The sequence below is a fragment of the Providencia sp. PROV209 genome (genome assembly GCF_028479485.1).
GTDB classification, from domain to species: domain Bacteria; phylum Pseudomonadota; class Gammaproteobacteria; order Enterobacterales; family Enterobacteriaceae; genus Providencia; species Providencia alcalifaciens.
In genome coordinates, this window is sequence record NZ_JAMPNR010000001.1 from 427,619 (window position 1) to 446,184 (window position 18,566).

The 18,566-nt window shown below is 40.4% G+C and carries 15 protein-coding genes; 9 read left to right on the plus strand and 6 right to left on the minus strand.

Going from position 1 to position 18,566, the window contains the following annotated elements; genetic code table 11:
- Positions 1 to 66 precede the first annotated feature (66 nt).
- Positions 67 to 408: a hypothetical protein gene (locus tag PR795_RS02025; protein ID WP_006660424.1), complete on the plus strand. Its 342-nt coding sequence runs from the start codon at positions 67 to 69 to the stop codon at positions 406 to 408.
- A 264-nt stretch (positions 409 to 672) separates the two neighbouring features.
- Here PR795_RS02025 and mepS read toward each other — a convergent pair whose 3' ends face one another.
- Complete coding sequence (gene mepS, locus PR795_RS02030; protein ID WP_006661418.1) at positions 673 to 1,260, minus strand: bifunctional murein DD-endopeptidase/murein LD-carboxypeptidase; 588 nt, start codon at positions 1,258 to 1,260, stop codon at positions 673 to 675.
- A gap of 1,055 nt (positions 1,261 to 2,315) precedes the next feature.
- On the opposite strand from mepS, the gene PR795_RS02035 reads away from it, so the two are divergent.
- Positions 2,316 to 2,660 (plus strand): hypothetical protein, encoded by a 345-nt coding sequence (locus PR795_RS02035; RefSeq protein WP_006661419.1) that lies wholly within the window; start codon positions 2,316 to 2,318, stop codon positions 2,658 to 2,660.
- 154 nt (positions 2,661 to 2,814) lie between these two features.
- Here the strand turns inward: PR795_RS02035 and yeiP are convergent, their stop codons facing one another.
- From yeiP to PR795_RS02050, 3 genes are all read right to left on the minus strand, one after another.
- Positions 2,815 to 3,387 (minus strand): elongation factor P-like protein YeiP, encoded by a 573-nt coding sequence (gene yeiP / locus PR795_RS02040; RefSeq protein ID WP_006661420.1) that lies wholly within the window; start codon positions 3,385 to 3,387, stop codon positions 2,815 to 2,817.
- A 141-nt stretch (positions 3,388 to 3,528) separates the two neighbouring features.
- Positions 3,529 to 4,773 carry a tryptophan permease gene (mtr, locus tag PR795_RS02045; protein ID WP_181480034.1) on the minus strand — a complete coding sequence of 415 codons (1,245 nt, stop codon included), beginning with the start codon at positions 4,771 to 4,773 and terminating at the stop codon, positions 3,529 to 3,531.
- 150 nt (positions 4,774 to 4,923) lie between these two features.
- Positions 4,924 to 5,364 (minus strand): nucleotide triphosphate diphosphatase NUDT15, encoded by a 441-nt coding sequence (locus PR795_RS02050; protein ID WP_006661421.1) that lies wholly within the window; start codon positions 5,362 to 5,364, stop codon positions 4,924 to 4,926.
- Positions 5,365 to 5,531: 167 nt separating this feature from the next.
- Between PR795_RS02050 and fruK the strand changes: the two genes are divergently transcribed.
- The gene (gene fruK, locus PR795_RS02055; protein ID WP_006660785.1) at positions 5,532 to 6,467 is read left to right on the plus strand and encodes a 1-phosphofructokinase; all 936 of its coding nucleotides are present in this window, start codon (positions 5,532 to 5,534) and stop codon (positions 6,465 to 6,467) included.
- Between the two features lie 74 nt (positions 6,468 to 6,541).
- Here fruK and nfo read toward each other — a convergent pair whose 3' ends face one another.
- Positions 6,542 to 7,387 (minus strand): deoxyribonuclease IV, encoded by an 846-nt coding sequence (gene nfo / locus PR795_RS02060; protein WP_006660786.1) that lies wholly within the window; start codon positions 7,385 to 7,387, stop codon positions 6,542 to 6,544.
- A gap of 287 nt (positions 7,388 to 7,674) precedes the next feature.
- Positions 7,675 to 8,754 (minus strand): YeiH family protein, encoded by a 1,080-nt coding sequence (locus PR795_RS02065; protein WP_006660788.1) that lies wholly within the window; start codon positions 8,752 to 8,754, stop codon positions 7,675 to 7,677.
- A gap of 191 nt (positions 8,755 to 8,945) precedes the next feature.
- Between PR795_RS02065 and yieE the strand changes: the two genes are divergently transcribed.
- The 6 genes from yieE (at position 8,946) to dld (ending at position 18,515) form a co-directional block, all read left to right on the plus strand.
- Positions 8,946 to 9,809: a DNA-binding transcriptional regulator YeiE gene (gene yieE, locus PR795_RS02070; RefSeq protein WP_006660789.1), complete on the plus strand. Its 864-nt coding sequence runs from the start codon at positions 8,946 to 8,948 to the stop codon at positions 9,807 to 9,809.
- A gap of 142 nt (positions 9,810 to 9,951) precedes the next feature.
- Positions 9,952 to 11,439, plus strand: coding sequence for an amino acid permease (locus PR795_RS02075; RefSeq protein ID WP_036961276.1), 1,488 nt, complete (start codon positions 9,952 to 9,954; stop codon positions 11,437 to 11,439).
- A 383-nt stretch (positions 11,440 to 11,822) separates the two neighbouring features.
- On the plus strand, positions 11,823 to 13,802 hold the full coding sequence (locus PR795_RS02080) for a ligand-gated channel protein (protein ID WP_036961279.1): 1,980 nt from the start codon (positions 11,823 to 11,825) through the stop codon (positions 13,800 to 13,802).
- A gap of 167 nt (positions 13,803 to 13,969) precedes the next feature.
- Positions 13,970 to 14,527 (plus strand): hypothetical protein, encoded by a 558-nt coding sequence (locus PR795_RS02085; RefSeq protein WP_006661424.1) that lies wholly within the window; start codon positions 13,970 to 13,972, stop codon positions 14,525 to 14,527.
- 524 nt (positions 14,528 to 15,051) lie between these two features.
- Entirely contained in the window at positions 15,052 to 16,434 is a 1,383-nt protein-coding gene (locus tag PR795_RS02095; RefSeq protein WP_006660794.1) for an APC family permease, read from the plus strand.
- 353 nt (positions 16,435 to 16,787) lie between these two features.
- The gene (dld, locus tag PR795_RS02100; RefSeq protein ID WP_181480033.1) at positions 16,788 to 18,515 is read left to right on the plus strand and encodes a D-lactate dehydrogenase; all 1,728 of its coding nucleotides are present in this window, start codon (positions 16,788 to 16,790) and stop codon (positions 18,513 to 18,515) included.
- Positions 18,516 to 18,566 lie beyond the last annotated feature (51 nt).

Here is an 18,566-nt window from a genome sequence, read left to right on the forward strand (position 1 = left end):
TTGAACAGCAAACTCGCTAGTCGGTTTACTTGGCAAAATGATGACATGTTTTAATAGGAAATTTTTGTGGAAAAATTAGGTCTTTCGGTGGTGCACAGGCTACCGCAAAGCTACCGCTGGTTATCAGGAAAAGTAGGTACCGATGTTGAGGTAGTCCCTATGAATGATCTGAATAGCGATAAGCTGGTGGGGCTAAAATTACTCAGCCATGACTGTGCAACAGATTGTATTGCAATGAAGCAGCTGTCCGAGTCGCTATCAGAAATGCAAATCGACAATGCTATTTTGGAATGGCAAAAAGAGATGTGTTTATTTATTCGAGCAAGTGATGAATTAACGGCAATGTGTCGTTTGAAGGCATCCGGTGTTGCGATAGCAGAAATGGCATCTGGCTTTTATTGTGCGTAGTACCATTAATGCATAGCCGCGATGGTCTTTGAAGTTTGTGGTAAAACGTAAAGTTTGAAATAAAGAGAGTGAGTGTTATTGAGTTAGGTAACGTCTCGACTCTTTTGACGAACGTGCAGCAAACAAACATTCAATAAACAGTCATATCATTTTAAGGTCGGCATATTATTTGTGACCAATAAAAAAAGCTTCCAGTTTAGAGCCTGGAAGCTTTTTTTATTGGCAAGGTATCTATATAACTTACTGCATTAATGTTTCTGGATTTTATGAACCATTCACGACACGGCGACTTGCGTAATAACGCTTACTCCAATAATCGTTAGTCATTTCAGAAACAATAACGCCATTACTTGTAGAGGCGTGGACAAATTTATTGTCACCGATATAAATCCCTACATGTTTCATCGTGCGACCAGTTTTGAATAATACTAAGTCACCCGCTCTTAAATTATTACGTTTTACACTTTTACCTGAAGATTCTTGTTCAGAGGTAGTACGGGGTAGTTGAACGCCGAACTGTTCGAGGAAAGTACGTTGCACGAAGCTAGAACAATCAATACCACTTTTAGTGGTTCCACCTAAACGGTAGCTAACACCTTTCCAGCTTGCGTATTGGTCCATAATCTTGGATTTTGTATCAACACTTCTGACTAAATCTTCGAATTCATCTTGAGAAGCCATTGCAAGGGAGTCATTTGATGTTGCATTTAACATACGAGCATCAGAGGATCTTGCGGTAGTTTGACCATTTTTTGACGTTTTCGGTGCCGTACATGCTGAAAGTGTTACGGCAATTGCCACTGCCGGAACAATGCGCCAGATATAGCGCTTAAATTTTTCAGAAGTTAACATTAATAGAATATCCCTTGCCATTTATTTATTGCTGTGCGGAAACTACACAACACACTTAAACTGATCCCTGTGAAAAACGCATTATGCCGACTGAGTGTATTTTTCGCAGAAAGTGTTTATGTATCGAACAAAATATGCTCTAAATTAGCAGCTCGCATGTGCTCTAACACCTGTGATTATAAATAGATAATCAGAAGCTGCTAAAAATCGTACTTATTTTATATATTTGGCTGATAAATATTGATTCTTTAACCAAACATAAAGAATATACATAAACAAAGCTGAAATGGCGAGTTAATGGGGACATAATTTACAAAACATTATATAAAACGAGAGATCCATCATTAACTTGCCTTCAGAATACGAATAATCCAGTGTTTTCACGCTTTTACTGAGACCGTTTGCATAAAAAACATGATCATGGTCACATTTACTATCCAATATCTTTATAAAAACAGCAGTGATTTTTTAAATTTCAACATGGTTTGTAAAGAAGTTTAAATTTATATTGTTTGTCACGTGTATGTAAAAACAAATAGTGTGTATTTGAGTGGAATATGTTGTGAATTCATCGAACTCTCTATCGTGTATTTTTTACACATTGGTGCGTAATTGAATGTAATGAAATAACCGTACGTATTATAAATCAATTCATATTACTCTAAATATGCGTTAGTTGAATGACGTAGATTGGTTTGATATTAAAAAAATACACGAGAAATGAGTTTGAAAGGCTGACTTGATTCTTCAAGCCTAATGAATAAGATGAAATCTCATCAATAGGCATAATGGCTAAAATGAATAAAATAAGCGGCAATTTGTTATATAGATGAAATAAAATCCAAAGGAAGTTATTGGTTTTAAGTTAAATCTCAAGTGCTAATAGAAGAAAATATGTTTTGATTGATGAAAATAAAAAATAGCGACTATAAGTGAAATAACTATTTTTCCCCGCAAATTAAGCTCTCTGCCGAAATTTATTAAATAACTCATCAAATAGATGTAAATAAATTTTGATAATTGACGATATTTTAATTTTAAGCGGAGAAATTCTTATGGATCACTCAGTAAAAAAAATAACATTAGCAGTGTTTTCTTTAATGGCATTAACATTCGGTATGCATGCTAAAGCCTCTACACATAGCGAGGCAAAACCCGTTGCATCAGGTACTATCCACTTTGTCGGCGCAATTGTCGCATCACCTTGCGTTATCACGAGTATTGAGCAGAATATTGATACAAAATGTTGGAATGATGATGGAGCCGTTAACACGACGTCAGTAAAGTTTAATAAATTGACTGAAAAAGGGACTGTGCTTCCAAATCACAAAGGAACTCAAACATTTAAATGGATTAATAAGGAAAATAAAATAGGGGTTTACACGGTTATCTATGATTAATAACTAAATTGTCATTTTTATATTAATTTTTGAATGTTAAATGGAATGCTTTTCTAGGATGAATTAGTAATGTTTATTTATAATGACGCCTATGGGCGAAGTGCCCATAGGTAATGTAAGCTTATTTTCAAGACAAGAAAATAGTGCAGGATAATTAATCGCAACGACCCATATAACGACGTTCTGGAATATGAATACGGATTTTTTCGCCTGTCGTTAAATATTCAGGAACTTGAACTGTTAATCCAGTCGGCATTGTTGCTGGTTTGGTTCGTGCGCTTGCAGAAGCCCCCTTAATCGCAGGAGTGGTTTCAACAATGACCATATCAACAGTTTGCGGTAACTCGAGAGCAAGAACTTGCCCATCCATTGTTAACACCTGCATTCCTGGTAAACCTTCTTCAGGAATAAATAACAATTCTTCTTCAATATCTGATTTTTTAAAGATATAAGGCGTATAGTCTTCATTATCCATGAACACATACTCATCACCATCGATATAAGAGAAACTTACCGCACGACGTGTTAATGAGATAGTGTCTAAAATATCGTCGCCTTTAAAGCGTTCTTCAACTTTTTGGCCAGTTTTGACATCGGTAAAACGCATTTTGTAGAGTGTGCTTGCTCCACGAGCGCTTGGCGATTGGATATCAATGTCTTTAACCAGCAGTAATTTCCCATTGTAGTTTATTGCAAAACCACGTTTGATTTCGTTGGCCTTGGCCATAAATAACCTTCTTTGTTATTGTCAAAAAGAGTTCGACAAAATTACTCGCAGATAAGGGATTAGGCAAGATGTTAACATCAAAAAAATCCCTAGTTTTCACACTAGGGATCTCTTTTTAATCAATGTTAGCTTGCGGGTAACTTAGTAGACGGGGAGAAGCCCTAACAGAGAGAGAATATGTGCGGTTGCGTTAATCAAACCAAATAAGATCACAAATCCAATGACAAAGCTTCCACCCGGTGTTCGATAGCTATTATTTGGAAAACGTTTACGGCTTGCTCTTGCCATCAAGGCCGGAATAATCACCGCCCAAATGGTTGCTGCGAGACCCGCAAATCCAATGGCATAAATAAAGCCGTTAGGGAACACCAAACCTAAAATTGTGGGTGGTAAAAAGGTGATAATAACGGATTTGAAACGCCCTTGATGGCTATCATTAAACTTAAAGAAGTCAGCAATAAAATCAAATAAGCCAAGGGAAACACCCAAAAACGAACTTGCTAGCGCCATATACGAGAACAGTGTTAAAAATTGTGAAATAAAGCTGCTCTGGGCGGAAATATTCATTTGGTTCAGTAGTGCACCAATATTGTTACCGTTTTCTCTGATTTCAATAAAGGATGAACGAGGAATATTACCTTGGATAGCATACTGCCATAATATATAGATAGTGACAGTGATCCCTGCGCCATATACCAAACTCAGCATGACACTGCGGCTGTCTTTATTATAGTACTTCACTAACCCAGGTACGTTACCGTGGTAACCAAAAGAGGTGAGTAAGTAAGGGAGAGCCGCTAATGCATATGGTAAATATTCACTGTTATTATTGTCGTATTGGTCGAAGAGAACCATCGGTGATGCTGTTGTCACCATTCCACCAATTGACATCACAAATGTGATAACCATCCCACCAATGAGAATGGTGCTTAGCCTATCAACCGCTCGAGTTGATAACCAAACAACAAATGCAATCACTAAGGCAAAAACGAGACCTGAAATTGCTTGTGGAACTTGAGCATATTTCGACACGTTTTCAGTAATGATAGAGCTACCTGCTGAAATGTATGCATACGTTAAAATATACAAAACAAAGGTAATAGATAAAGAGTTAATGGTATTCCAGCTTGAGCCTAATAGATCTTTGACCATCGTATGAAAACTGGCACCTGCCGGATAATTCATATTTGCTTCTAGAATCATTAATCCTGACAATAACATACAGATAAATGTGTAGATTAATAACACGACTGAGCCGGAAAACCACACACCTGAAGTCACCATTGGAATAGAAAACATACCGGCACCAACAGCGGTACCTGCGATGATCATTGAGCCGCCTAAAATAGAGGGGCGTTTTGGTGGTTTTATAACATCAGCTTCCATGATGACTCCTGAATGATTGTTTCACTGTACTAGCTGAACGATACATTAGGCGTGAAATAATGTAAACATATAAAAGATAATAAAATAAAAAATAATCTGATGTGATTGTTATATGCACAAATGGGGTGATATTTGTGCATATGGCGTGATTTATATAGGTTGGTGATAAAAGCGTTGAGTTAGCCAGAGGTCAATTGCATTACGGCTAGCTTCAAAATGGGGCTCAGGTAAGGGGTCTGTAGGGGAAATCCATAACAGGTTTTCACATTTATCGGTTTCCATAATTTGCGGTGCAACAGTTCCGTTATATTCCACATGCATACAGATAGATACGGTGTGTTTGCCTTCTTGTCGGAAAGTTTCAACGTTATTACTGATACCAAATACAGTAGGGGATGTGATATCGATCCCAATTTCTTCTTTTATTTCGCGGATTGCACAAGCTTCAAAAGATTCCCCTGGATCAACATGACCACCAAAAATGGACCAATAAGGCGCATGTTTGCTGCTACGTTTACCGACTAGGATTTGTCCTTGCCTGTTAGTGATAAGCACCCCGACACCAACAACAACATATTGAGGATTCGACATTATTTTTCCTTCTTCTTGTCTTTTTATGGGAAAGAATTTTGCCACGTTGGGTTTAAATTACAATCAGCAAAAAATACAAATATCACTGAAATCAAGCGTTATTAATGTTATAACTATGCCCTGAAAATCGTGTGATAAGACAATAATGATAAGGGAGATAAGTGGTTATGACTCGCCGGGTTGCTACAATTACATTAAATCCTGCTTATGACCTTGTGGGGTTATGCCCTTCAATCGAAGTCGGTGAAGTCAATTTAGTTAAGACCGCTAGTCTTAATGCCGGAGGCAAAGGCGTCAACGTAGGAAAAGTCCTGCGTGACCTTGGTATTGATATCACCGTTAGTGGTTTTATGGGTAAAGATAACCAAGAAGAGTTCCAACACTTCTTTAGCGAAAATGGCATGGCTAACCGTTTTAGTATGGTGCCTGGTCGAACGCGCATTAATGTTAAACTTACAGAGAATAACGGTGAGTCTACAGACTTCAATTTCTCCGGTTTTGATGTCAGCAAAGAAGATTGGAACCGTTTTTCAACGGAATCTCTAAATTGGTTAGGTCATTTCGACATGGTCGTGGTAAGCGGCAGCCTACCTAACGGGATTGAGCCAGAAGAATTTACTCGTTGGATGACCCGTCTGCGCCAATTATGTCCTTGCATTATCTTTGACAGTAGCCGTGAAGCTTTAAAAGCAGGGCTTAAAGCATCCCCATGGTTAGTTAAACCGAATCGCCAAGAGTTAGAAACATGGGTCGGACGTAAATTACCAGACTTAAAAGAGGTGATTGCGGCGGCTCATGAACTGCGTGATAAAGGCATTTCCCACGTGGTGATTTCCCTTGGAGAAGAAGGGGCGCTTTGGGTAAATGCATCAGGTTCTTGGTTAGCAAAACCGCCTCAATGTGAAGTGGTCAGCACCGTTGGTGCTGGAGACTCGATGGTTGCTGGGCTCGCTTATGGTTTATTGAATGGTGAAACTAGCGAACATACATTACGTATGGCAACGGCAATTTCTGCATTGTCTGTTTCGCAGCCTGATGTAGGCTTGAAAAACCGAAATAAACTGGCGGATATGATGGCGAAAATTGAGATGAAATCACTGTAATTATTGAATTAATATTGCAGGTATTCCATAAAAAGGCAGCTCAGAGAAGGCTGCCTTTTTGTTGCGTCACTCAGTTAACTATTTTGTTGCGATTTTAACCATGCAATTTCTTGTGGCCAAATATCGGGGTTAATCGTTTCTAAAATCAGGGGAATACCATCAAAGCGTGCATCTTTCATGATATAGCGAAAAGGCGCGTAACCAATATTACCTTCTCCTAAGCTATGGTGGCGGTCAACACGACTAGCAAATTCACTTTTTGCATCATTAAGATGCATACCTTTCAAAAACTCAAAGCCGACGATATCGGAAAATTGCTGGAAGGTTTTCTCGCAATCTTCTTCTGTACGTAGATCATAGCCTGCAGCAAAAGCATGGCAAGTATCAATACATACGCCGACACGGCTTTGGTCTTTAACGCGTTCAATGATTTTGGCTAAATGCGTAAAATCAAAGCCCAGATTAGTGCCTTGACCTGCGGTATTTTCAATCACAGCAATCACACCTTCGGTTTCGGCTAAGGCGATATTAATAGATTCAGCAATACGGGCTAAACAGTCATCCACCTCAATTTGCTTGAGATGACTACCTGGGTGAAAGTTGAGCAAGTCAATACCTAATTGCATACAGCGCTGCATTTCATCAATGAAAGCGGTACGGGATTTCTCCAAAGCTTCAAATTCTGGGTGCCCTAAATTAATGAGGTAGCTATCATGGGGCAAAATTTGGTGTTTACCATAGCCATACTTAACGCAATTTTGCTTGAAGCTTTTGATCATTTCGTCGCTAAGTGGGGCGGCTTTCCATTGACGTTGATTTTTCGTAAATAAAGCAAATGCGGTGGCACCAATTTCATGGGCGCGAATAACTGCTTGGTCAACGCCGCCAGAGGCGCTGACGTGTGCTCCAACATATTTCATGATTGACTCCTTTTTTCAGGAGTATGCCATTAATAACTAAAGAAATGAAACCAATAAAAAAGCCGCTTATAAAAGCGGCAATAGACCATTTTCAACCCTAGGGTCCTGAAAATGGTGCTTTTGAGTTGTAAAATTGACAAGGAAAATCAATTTATTGATTTTCGCCCGATAACACAAAGAGGGAAAAACCCTGTTTTATCCCTCTTTGTCAGCAACCTCAAGCCGCTCATAAAAGCGGCAATCGGAGGTGCTCAAAGGCGCTAAACTTAGCCAGTAAAAAATGCGGGTTAAAATAGAGACTGAATAGCGACGTTAATCACAATGCCACCAAAAATTAACCAAGCAAACAAAATAGCGGCCATCAGCAATGGTTTGATACCGGCTTGGCGAATAGCACTAACGTGGGTCGTTAACCCTAAAGCCACCATTGCCATCGCTAATAAAATGGTATCTAAGGTAATAATGTGTTTAACCAGCTGCTCTGGTAGTAAATTGAATGAGTTAAATGCAGCTACCAGAATAAAAATCACAGCAAACCAAGGAATGGTGATTTTACTTTTTTGTGCACCATCTTGGGTATTTGCAGCACTTTTACGGCTAATAAATGCAGACAAAATGATTAAAAATGGTGCTAACATCATGACACGTAACATTTTTGCAATCACTGACGCATTTTCAGCATCGGGACCAATTGTGTGCCCTGCGGCAACCACTTGTGCGACTTCATGAACGGTTGAACCAATATAAATCCCAAAGCTTTCTTGAGTCGCAGGGATCCATCCGAAGTGAGCATTTAGCTGATATAACCACGGATAGACGAAAATACCAATGGTACCGAAGATAACAACCGTTGATACTGCCACAGCGACTTTACTTGCGGATGCTTTCACGACAGGTTCTGTTGCCATGACCGCGGCAGCACCACAAATGCTGCTACCAGCACCAATTAACATTGTTGTTTCATCATCAAGTTTAAACACTTTTTTACCTAACCAGTAAGCCAATAAAAAAGTGGTGATTAAGGTGAGTGCATCAATAATTAGCCCTGTGGCACCTACATCAGTAATTTGCTGAAATGTTAAACGGAACCCATACAGGATAATACCGGCACGGAGAAAATAGTGTTTTGCGAATTTGATCCCAGCATCACTACTTGTGCTGATCGCAGGGTAAATGGTATTGCCCACGCAAATACCAAGAAGGATAGCGAGGGTGAGTGCACCTAATCCGATATCCATAAACCAAGACTGTTCACCAAGGTAGATTGCAACGGCAGTTAAAATTCCCGCTAAAATGATCCCTGGGATAAGTTTGAGAATAGGAAACGAATGATTTTGTGTTATTGCTTTGGTTCCTGTTTTATCCATGACTACACTCTTTAATGACGACTTAGATTAAGTTGGAATAAGCATATAACAAAAAATGTAATAATCTAAATTGATTGTTTTTGTATTATTTATCTAATAAACAGGTTAACAGTTTCTTCTGGTATATTGCTAATAAATGATTAATATTAACAATATTATTACAACTAGATAATCAAGCTGGAGCTTTCTGTATGCGTATTACACTGAGGCAACTTGAGGTTTTCACGGAAGTATTAAAAAGTGGCTCCACGACGCAAGCATCGCAATTATTGGCGTTATCTCAGTCCGCAGTGAGTGCATCACTCACTGATTTGGAAGGGCAATTAGGAGTACAACTTTTTGACCGAGTAGGTAAACGGCTTGTTACGAATGAACATGGGCGTCTTCTTTATCCAAAAGCATTAGCGCTATTAGAACAGGCGTTTGAAGTTGAGCAACTGTTTAAAAAAGAGATGGGCGCCGTTCGCTTGGCGGCGAGTACTACCATTGGGAACTATATGTTGCCAGAGATTTTAGCTGGATATCGCCATGATAATCCTGAAATTCCACTGGAATTATTTATTGGTAATACTGAAGAAGTCATTAAAGGCGTCATGGAGTTTAGAGCCGATGTGGGATTGATTGAAGGGGTATGTCATAGCCCTGAATTAATATCAAAACCGTGGTTAAAAGATGAATTAGTGGTGTTTTCAGCGCCAAGTAACCCATTAGCGAAGAAAAAAGTCACCGTGAGAGATCTGAAAGACGCGCCATGGATTTTACGTGAACGCGGTTCGGGTACGCGAGATGTCTTGGATCAACTGCTATTTGCTCATCTTCCTGGTTTCCAGATTTTAATGGAGCTTGGCAATTCAGAAGCGATCAAACACGCAGTACGTTTTGGGATGGGGATTAGCTGTTTATCTCGACGAGTGATTGCAGAACAATTAGAAAATGGCACGCTGGTGGAGCTTGAAGTTGAAGAACTGCAACTTGAGCGTACGTTATATCTGATTTATCACCGTCAGAAGCATCTTTCTAATGCGATTACTAATTTGCTGGCTTACTGTAACTAAATGAAACCATCATAACGTGTTTTGCTAATAATTATCGTTGGATTATGAAGGTATCTTATAACAGCAAAGAGTTGCTTAGTTCTGCCGTTTGAGTTTGTTAGAATCCCCGCGTTATTGACTGAAAATAAAATACAGGGAACAGATGGCAGAACAACATACCACGACATCTATGGGCGGCGGACAAAAATTACGTCGTGAGCTAAAAGCCCGTCACCTCGCAATGATCGCAATTGGCGGCTCCATCGGAACAGGTTTATTTGTGGCATCCGGTGCCACGGTAGCACAAGCCGGACCAGGTGGAGCTCTCCTCTCTTATGCCATTATTGGATTAATGGTGTATTTCTTAATGACCAGTTTAGGTGAATTGGCAGCTTATATGCCAGTCTCCGGCTCTTTTGCAACCTACGGTGCAAAGTATGTCGATGAAGGCTTTGGTTTCGCATTAGGTTGGAACTACTGGTACAACTGGGCAGTGACTATTGCTGTCGACCTTGTCGCGGCACAACTGGTTATGACTTACTGGTTCCCAGATACCCCAGGCTGGATCTGGAGTGCTATCTTCTTAGCGATCATTTTCTTACTGAATTACATCTCCGTTAAAGGATTTGGTGAAGCAGAATACTGGTTCTCCCTGATTAAAGTCACCACGGTGGTTATTTTTATTATCGTCGGCGTATTGATGATTTTTGGCATCATGAACGGGGCGGAAAATGCGGGTTGGCATAACTGGGAAATTGGTGATGCGCCATTTGCAGGTGGTTTCTCTGCAATGATTGGTGTGGCAATGATTGTTGGGTTCTCATTCCAAGGTACTGAGCTAATTGGTATTGCTGCAGGTGAATCAAAAGATCCTGCGAAAAATATTCCTCGTGCTGTACGTAAAGTATTCTGGCGTATCCTCTTATTCTATATCTTCGCGATTTTAATTATTAGCCTGATCATTCCTTATACTGACCCCAGCTTATTACGTAATGATGTCAAAGATATTAGCGTAAGCCCATTTACCCTAGTGTTTGAGAACGCAGGGTTATTATCAGCAGCTGCTGTGATGAACGCTGTTATTTTAACCGCAGTACTTTCGGCGGGTAACTCGGGTATGTATGCGTCAACCCGTATGCTGTATACCTTAGCCCGCGAAGGTAAAGCCCCGAAGATTTTTGCTCAGCTGTCTAAAGGTGGCGTACCGCGCTATGCATTATTAGCGACAACCGTTATTGCTGGCTTATGTTTCTTAAGCTCAATGTTTGGTAATCAAACCGTTTATCTGTGGTTATTAAATACATCGGGGATGACAGGTTTCATTGCGTGGTTAGGGATCGCTATTAGCCATTATCGTTTCAGAAGAGGCTATATCGCCCAAGGTAAAGATTTAAATGACCTGCCATATCGTTCAGGCTTCTTCCCAGTAGGACCGATTTTTGCCTTTATTCTGTGCTTAGTCATCACGTTAGGACAGAACTACCAAGCTTTCTTAGAAGATAAGATTGACTGGGTAGGTGTGACTGCGACCTATATCGGTATTCCACTGTTTTTAGCTATCTGGTTTGGGTACAAGATAGTGAGAAAAACGTCGATTGTGCGTTATAAAGAGATGAGTTTTCCGTCTTATAGAGAAAACTTAGAGAAGTAATTTTTGCGCTAAAGATAATTAAAAGAACAGTATCGTCATAGGGTAATGTGAGTCAGTTAATTCGCTGACAGCATTACCCTTTTTTTTATCTACAGATGCTTGAACATCCACCAATTCCCCTTCAAAAGATTCAAGTTTTGAATCAAGTCACACAATCGGTCATTGGAACTCATTAATTATTTAATGATGCTATTGATAAGTATTACCATTTGCATTATTGTTACCGCCTGCGAATGAGAGCTAATTACTTATTTGATTTTGCTTCAAAAGTGGTAAACCTCAGAAAGTATCATGACAAAAATAATAATCCTATAGGGCGCATAACCCTAGTGCTGAGCATAAAAATTCATTGTTAAGAAAAGAAATCTCTTGGAGAGTCGGGAATGGTTGTTTTTACTAAAAGAAAAATCGCAGTTAGCATTATTGCGGCTATGACTACAGTACCTGCGTTTGCGGATGATAGCAGCGACAAAATTTTTGTAACGACTGCATCAGGTTACCAGCAAAAAATTGAAGATGCCCCAGCATCAATTTCAGTGGTAACGCGCGAGCAATTAGAGACTAAAGCTTACCGCGATGTCACGGATGCGCTGAAAGATGTTCCAGGTGTATTAGTCACAGGAGGGGGTAGTAGTTCCGATATTAGTATCCGCGGGATGGATGCGAAGTACACCATGATCCTTATCGATGGAAAACGTGTGGATACACGTAGCATTCGACCAAATAGTGATGGTGCAGGTATCGAACAAGGCTGGTTACCACCATTACCTGCTATTGAGCGTATTGAAGTCGTACGTGGTCCTATGTCCTCACTGTATGGTTCTGATGCTATGGGTGGGGTTATCAATATTATTACTCGTCGTGTTCAACAAGAGTGGACAACGAGTTTACGTGCCGATACCACAATTACAGAGCGCAAAAATTCGGGTAATACCGGGCAAGGTAGCTTCTATACATCCGGACCATTAGTTGATGGTTTATTGGGAGTAAAGTTACAAGGTCAATATTCACACCGTAGTGAAGATAAAATTATCGATGGATTTGGTCGCCAAATTATGACAAGTGGTGGCGGTACATTATCACTGACTCCAAATGAGCAAAATGCGTTTGATTTAGACTTTAAAAAAGATAATCAGCATCGTGACTATCGTGAAGGTTATACCGCAGCTCGTGGTGATGGTAGCGGATTTAGCAAGTATGATATGACTCATATGGCTTTAACCCACACTGGTACTTATGATATTGCATCGACGGACACGTATGTTCAGTACGATGAAGCGAAAAACCCAGGTCGTAAAATGACGGCAGAAGATTTAGTCTTCCGTAATCAAAGTGTTTTTTTACTGGGTGATCACAGTGTCAGTATTGGTGGCCAGTACCGTAAAGAAAAGCTAAAAGATCAGAGTAACAAACTACCGGGAAATAGTGAGCTAGATAGATACAGCTGGGCATTATTTGCAGAAGATGAATGGTTAATGACAAATGATTTTGCATTAACTGGTGGTCTGCGAATGGATAATGATGAAAACTACGGTGCGCATTGGACTCCTCGTTTATATGGTGTTTGGCATGCAGATGAGCAGTGGACAATTAAAGGTGGTGTCTCTACTGGCTATAAAGCACCAAGCTTACGTGAATCATCTGCAAATTGGGGACAAGCAACTGGTGGCAATAAAGGGAATGCGATTATTTATGGTAATCCTGACTTAAAACCAGAAAAAAGTATTACAGAAGAAATTGGCGTTATCTGGAATAACCAAGATAACCTAACTGCTGGAGTTACTATTTATAATACTGATTTCAAAGATAAGATTACGGAAATCAGACGTTGTGATAACAGCATTGACACGATTAGAGATTGTACTTTAGCGGATGGTGAAGGGGATACTCCAGGCAAACCTTACCGTTTTGTTAGCGATAAAGCCAACGTCGACAAAGCAAGAATGCAAGGTGTTGAAGTGACCTTCAACTGGGGAATTCTTGATAACCTCGAGTTTGCAGCGAACTATACCTATACCCACACAGAACAAAAAAGTGGGGTGAATAAAGGTAAACCGTTGAGTAAACAGCCTAAACACATGGTAAATACCACCTTGACTTGGGATACAACAGAAGATTTACAAACGTGGGGTCGTATGAATTTCCGTAGTGAAACTTCAGACTATCAAGGTCGTGGCCAGCAAATGACTAAAGGTACACCATCTTATGCCCTGTTTGACCTTGGTACGAGTTATAAATTGAGTAAAAATGCCAATATAGTTGGTGGTGTTTATAACGTATTGGATCGTCGTGTCGATAAAGGGACATATGGTGCTGAATTAGAAGGTCGTCGTTATAATATCGGTATCAACTACAACTTCTAATTAGATAATTAATTTTTTATCAATGTAAGCCCTTTGGTTTGTCGCCAAAGGGCTTTTTTGTACTATTATTCAAAAAGAAAATCAGTAATTCAGAAATAAAGATATAGTCATTCGAGCGTAATAGAGTGAATCTACCATACTGTTATGGAGTCTAGTAGGAACAGATTATGCCCAAACTTACCCGCTATTTTAGTGCTTGCTGTTTGAGTGTTTTATTATTCATTAGTAGCGTTTCTTACGCGCTTGCAGGGGATCCCGGACCATACCGATTAGTGTTCCTCGATATATCACAATCACCGTATCAAGATGGTCAAAAGTTATTAATCGAATTACGCAAAATGGAACGACTCTCATCAGTGCAGCGAGAAGCCTGTTTTATGTGTAATGGCAGTGATGATGGTGATTCTGATGTGGAAGTGTTGTATGTCTATTCGGTTCCTGTCGGGCTATCGATTGAAACGTTACGTAAAGCGGTAAATGGTGATGTTGCTGCGAGAAACAGTATGCAGCTTGTATTAGGTAATTTTAAGGATCAGTATGATTATGGCGTGGATGGTTTACTGATTTATAACCATCAAGAAGGCAAAGTCACTGTTTATACTATGGACAATAAAGTGGGTAGCGAGCTTCAATCTGAAACGAAGGCGGTAAAAAGTAAATTATTGCATTCAAGCTTAGATATGCTTTTGGAAAAGAGTGCAGCAAAATTAGATAGACCGGTTTAGTATTTTGTATGGGCTAACCGAGAGGTTTAAATTGCGATAATCCCCATAAAAACTTGTCATATTAGTTAGTGGAACAAAAAGTCCAAAATTATCAAAATTTCTCATAAAAAAGAGGGCACTTTGTTAACAAATTGGCTTGCTATTTACAGGTATGACGTGCAAAATGCGCGGACTAAAAAATGACTGATGCCTGATAAAAACCGGCATCGGTTTTTTTGCTTTTTAGGGTTCTTTCATTTTAACGGGGCCGGATATCAGGCCGGATAGATAAATAAATATTTACGTGTAGCGAATATTTCATGCTACAGCTTTGAGGAATGCTTTTATGGCTTACTTTTTTGCACTGGCAGCAGGGCCGAGCGGTCGTCGTTGCCGCATTGATGACTACGGAGCAAACACCGGCTTCGCACAGACGCTTTTTCACTTCTCATCGTTCTTCTCTGCTTATAGACAGATGCAAAGTCTTCCCAGTAACTGTCGATTGAGTCGAAGTACTCAATCGAAAGTTATGGGAGGGCTTTATCATGCAAAATAATTCCGTACCTTTAGATATCGGCCACAACCAAACTGGCGCCAATAACCGAGTTCAACTTGCGAAAACATTAACACTTGTGCAAGTCGTCATGATCGGTATTGCGTATATTCAGCCAATGACTATTTTTGATACTTTCGGAATGGTATCAGATAAGACTGGTGGTCACGTCCCGACTTCATACATTATTGCACTGGCTGCGATACTGTTTACTGCACTGAGCTACGGTAAGCTGGTAAAACGCTTCCCATCCGCTGGTTCAGCGTATACTTATGCCCAGAAATCAATGAGTCCACATATTGGTTTCCTTGTGGGTTGGACATCTTTGCTGTCCTACATTTTCATGCCAATGATTAACATTTTATTGGCGAAAATCTATTTACAAGATATTTTCCCGAATGTTGAACCTGCGTTCTTTGTGATTGGCTTAGTTATTTTAATGACGGCTGCTAACTTACGGGGTATCAACGTAATTGCAAACCTAAGTACGGTTATTGCGATTATCCAAATAGGGGTAATGGCCGTCTTTACTGGTTTAGTGATCCACGGCGTTTCAAATGGTGAAGGTTCAGGGGAGATCTGGACATTTAATCCATTTGCGAATGAAAAAACGGAATTGATCCCACTGATTGCAGGGGCGACGATACTCTGTTTCTCATTCTTAGGCTTTGATGGGTTAAGTTCACTGTCAGAAGAAACGCCAAACGCAGGTAAAGTCATCCCTCGTGCTATTTTCCTAACAGCGCTGATTGGTGGTGTGATCTTTATTACTGTTTCATTCTTCTTACAACAATTTTTCCCAGATGTTTCACGTTTTGCGAATATTAACGAAACACAGCCAGACATCATGCGGTTTGTCGCAGGATCGTTCTTCCAAGCGATTATTCTCGTGTTCTCCTGCGTTACTGTATTAGCATCGGGCATGGCTGCCCATGCGGGGAGTGCGCGTTTGATGTATGTTATGGGGCGTGATGGCGTATTCCCAGAGAAAATCTTTGGTTACGTGAGCCCAACATGGCGTACACCAGCGTATAACGTTCTGTTAGTTGGTTTCTTAGCTCTCGGCGCTATCTGGTTTGAGATGGATTTCGCCACCGCGTTAATTAACTTTGGTGCACTGATTGCATTTACTTTCGTGAACATCTCAGTGATCAGCCAGTTCTTTATTCGTGAACGCCGTATTAAAGGCTTTAAGAACATCATGAACTATTTGATATTACCGATCATCGGTACCCTCACAGTCTGTGTGCTGTGGTTGAATATCGAAGAAGATTCAATGGTTTATGGTTTGATTTGGACGGCGGTTGGTTTGGTGTATATGGCGGTGTTGACTCGGATGTTCCGTAGGCCTATGCCGCAGATGAGCGACGTTTAGATATATTCTTCATACTTCGCGCTGTAGCGTTGTTGGCTGCACGCGCTAGCCCTAGTCACATACTTATGTATGCTCCTAGGGGCTAGCTTGCTTGCCGCCTAGCTACAACACGAATTATTTTGAATGCATGTAAGTATCAAAATAATTTAACGGCAAACGGCAAACGGCAAACGGCAAACGGCAAACGGCAAACGGCAAACGGCAAACTACGAACTGAAATTGAAGACTAATAAAAACAGCACCATTGGGTGCTGTTTTTGTTTCTGAAGGGGATTAATAATTTCTTAACATATTAATCTTATGTGATATTGTGAAAGGATATTAATGGCAATACCCTGACAGGAAGGCATGAGATGAATGATGTAAAAAATCCTGAGAACCAACGACTATTACTCACACTCAGGAACATTGTTGGCAAAAAAAATATCCTTACCGAACCCCATAAAACAGAACGTTATCGTAAAGGCTTTCGCTCCGGTGTAGGGGATGCCATTGCTGTTGTTTTTCCAACCACGTTATTAGAGCAATGGTATGTGTTTAAAGCCTGTGTCGAAGCCGATAAAGTCGTCATTATGCAAGCGGCAAATACAGGGTTAACTGAAGGTTCAACGCCAAGTGGTTATGATTATGATCGTGATATCGTGATTATTAGCACATTGCGTTTGAACCAAATACAAGTCCTGCCTGAATTTAACCAAGTGGTTGCGATGCCAGGTAGTACCCTCTATGACCTCGAAAAAATTCTCAAACCGCTGGGTCGTGAACCCCATTCATTAATTGGTTCTTCTTGCATTGGCGCCTCTGTTGTTGGTGGTATTTGCAACAGTTCAGGCGGTTCATTAGTACGCCGAGGACCCGCCTATACTGAGCTTGCGTTATACGGGCGAGTGAATGAAGATGGTACTGTTGAATTGGTCAACCATTTAGGGATCGCATTGGGTGATACACCAGAAGAGATCCTGACCAACTTACAAAATCGTCGCTACAGTAGCGAAGATGTGGAAAACAGTGAAAAATTAGCATCTGACCATGAATACGCAACGCGGGTACGTGATGTGGATGCCGATACACCTTCTCGTTTTAATGCGGATGAGCGCCGACTATTTGAAGCGTCAGGTTGCGCCGGTAAATTAGCTGTGTTTGCCGTACGTTTAGACACGTTCCCTGCGGATAAAGCAACACAAGTTTTCTATATTGGCTCGAACAATCCCGATGTGCTTGAAGATATCCGTCGCCATATTCTCAGTGAATTTGAAAATTTACCTGTTGCAGGTGAATACATGCATCGCGGTTGTTTTGATATTGCGGAAATATACGGCAAAGATACGTTCTTAATGATAGATAAGTTTGGCACAGATAAAATGCCTACGTTCTTCACAATTAAAGGACGTATGGACGCTGTGCTGAATAAAGTTCCATTGCTCCCATCAAACTTAATTGACCGAACTATGCAGCTGTTAAGCAAGCTTTGGCCTTCTCATTTACCGCCTAGAATGAAACAATTCCGAGATAAATATGAGCACCATTTGATGCTTAAAATGGCAGGCGATGGGATTGATGAAGCAAAAGTTTGGCTGAAATCATTCTTTGCAACCGCGGATGGTGGTTATTTTGAATGCACGCCAGAAGAGGGCGCAAAAGCATTCTTGCATCGATTTGCCGCAGCGGGGTCAGCGGTACGCTATCATGCTGTACATAATAAAGATGTTGAAGACGTCTTACCGTTAGATATTGCATTGAGACGTAATGACCGTGATTGGTTTGAAAAGTTACCGCCAGAGATAGAAAACCTCATTGTGCATAAGCTATATTGCGGACACTTTATGTGCCACGTAATGCACCAAGACTATGTCTTGAAAAAAGGTGTCGATCCAAAAGAGTTAAAACAAAAAATGTTGGAATTACTGGATGCGCGTGGCGCTCAGTATCCAGCAGAACACAATGTTGGACATCTGTATAAGGCACCAGAACAACTAAAATCGTTCTACAAAGAGTCAGACCCGACGAACACCATGAATCCAGGGTTGGGCAAGACAACCAAGCGCAAACATTGGGAAGGGGATTGTGGTTGCGACCACTAATCAAATAATTGCAATTTAATGGGCAGGTTTTCTGCCCATTTTTATTTTTAT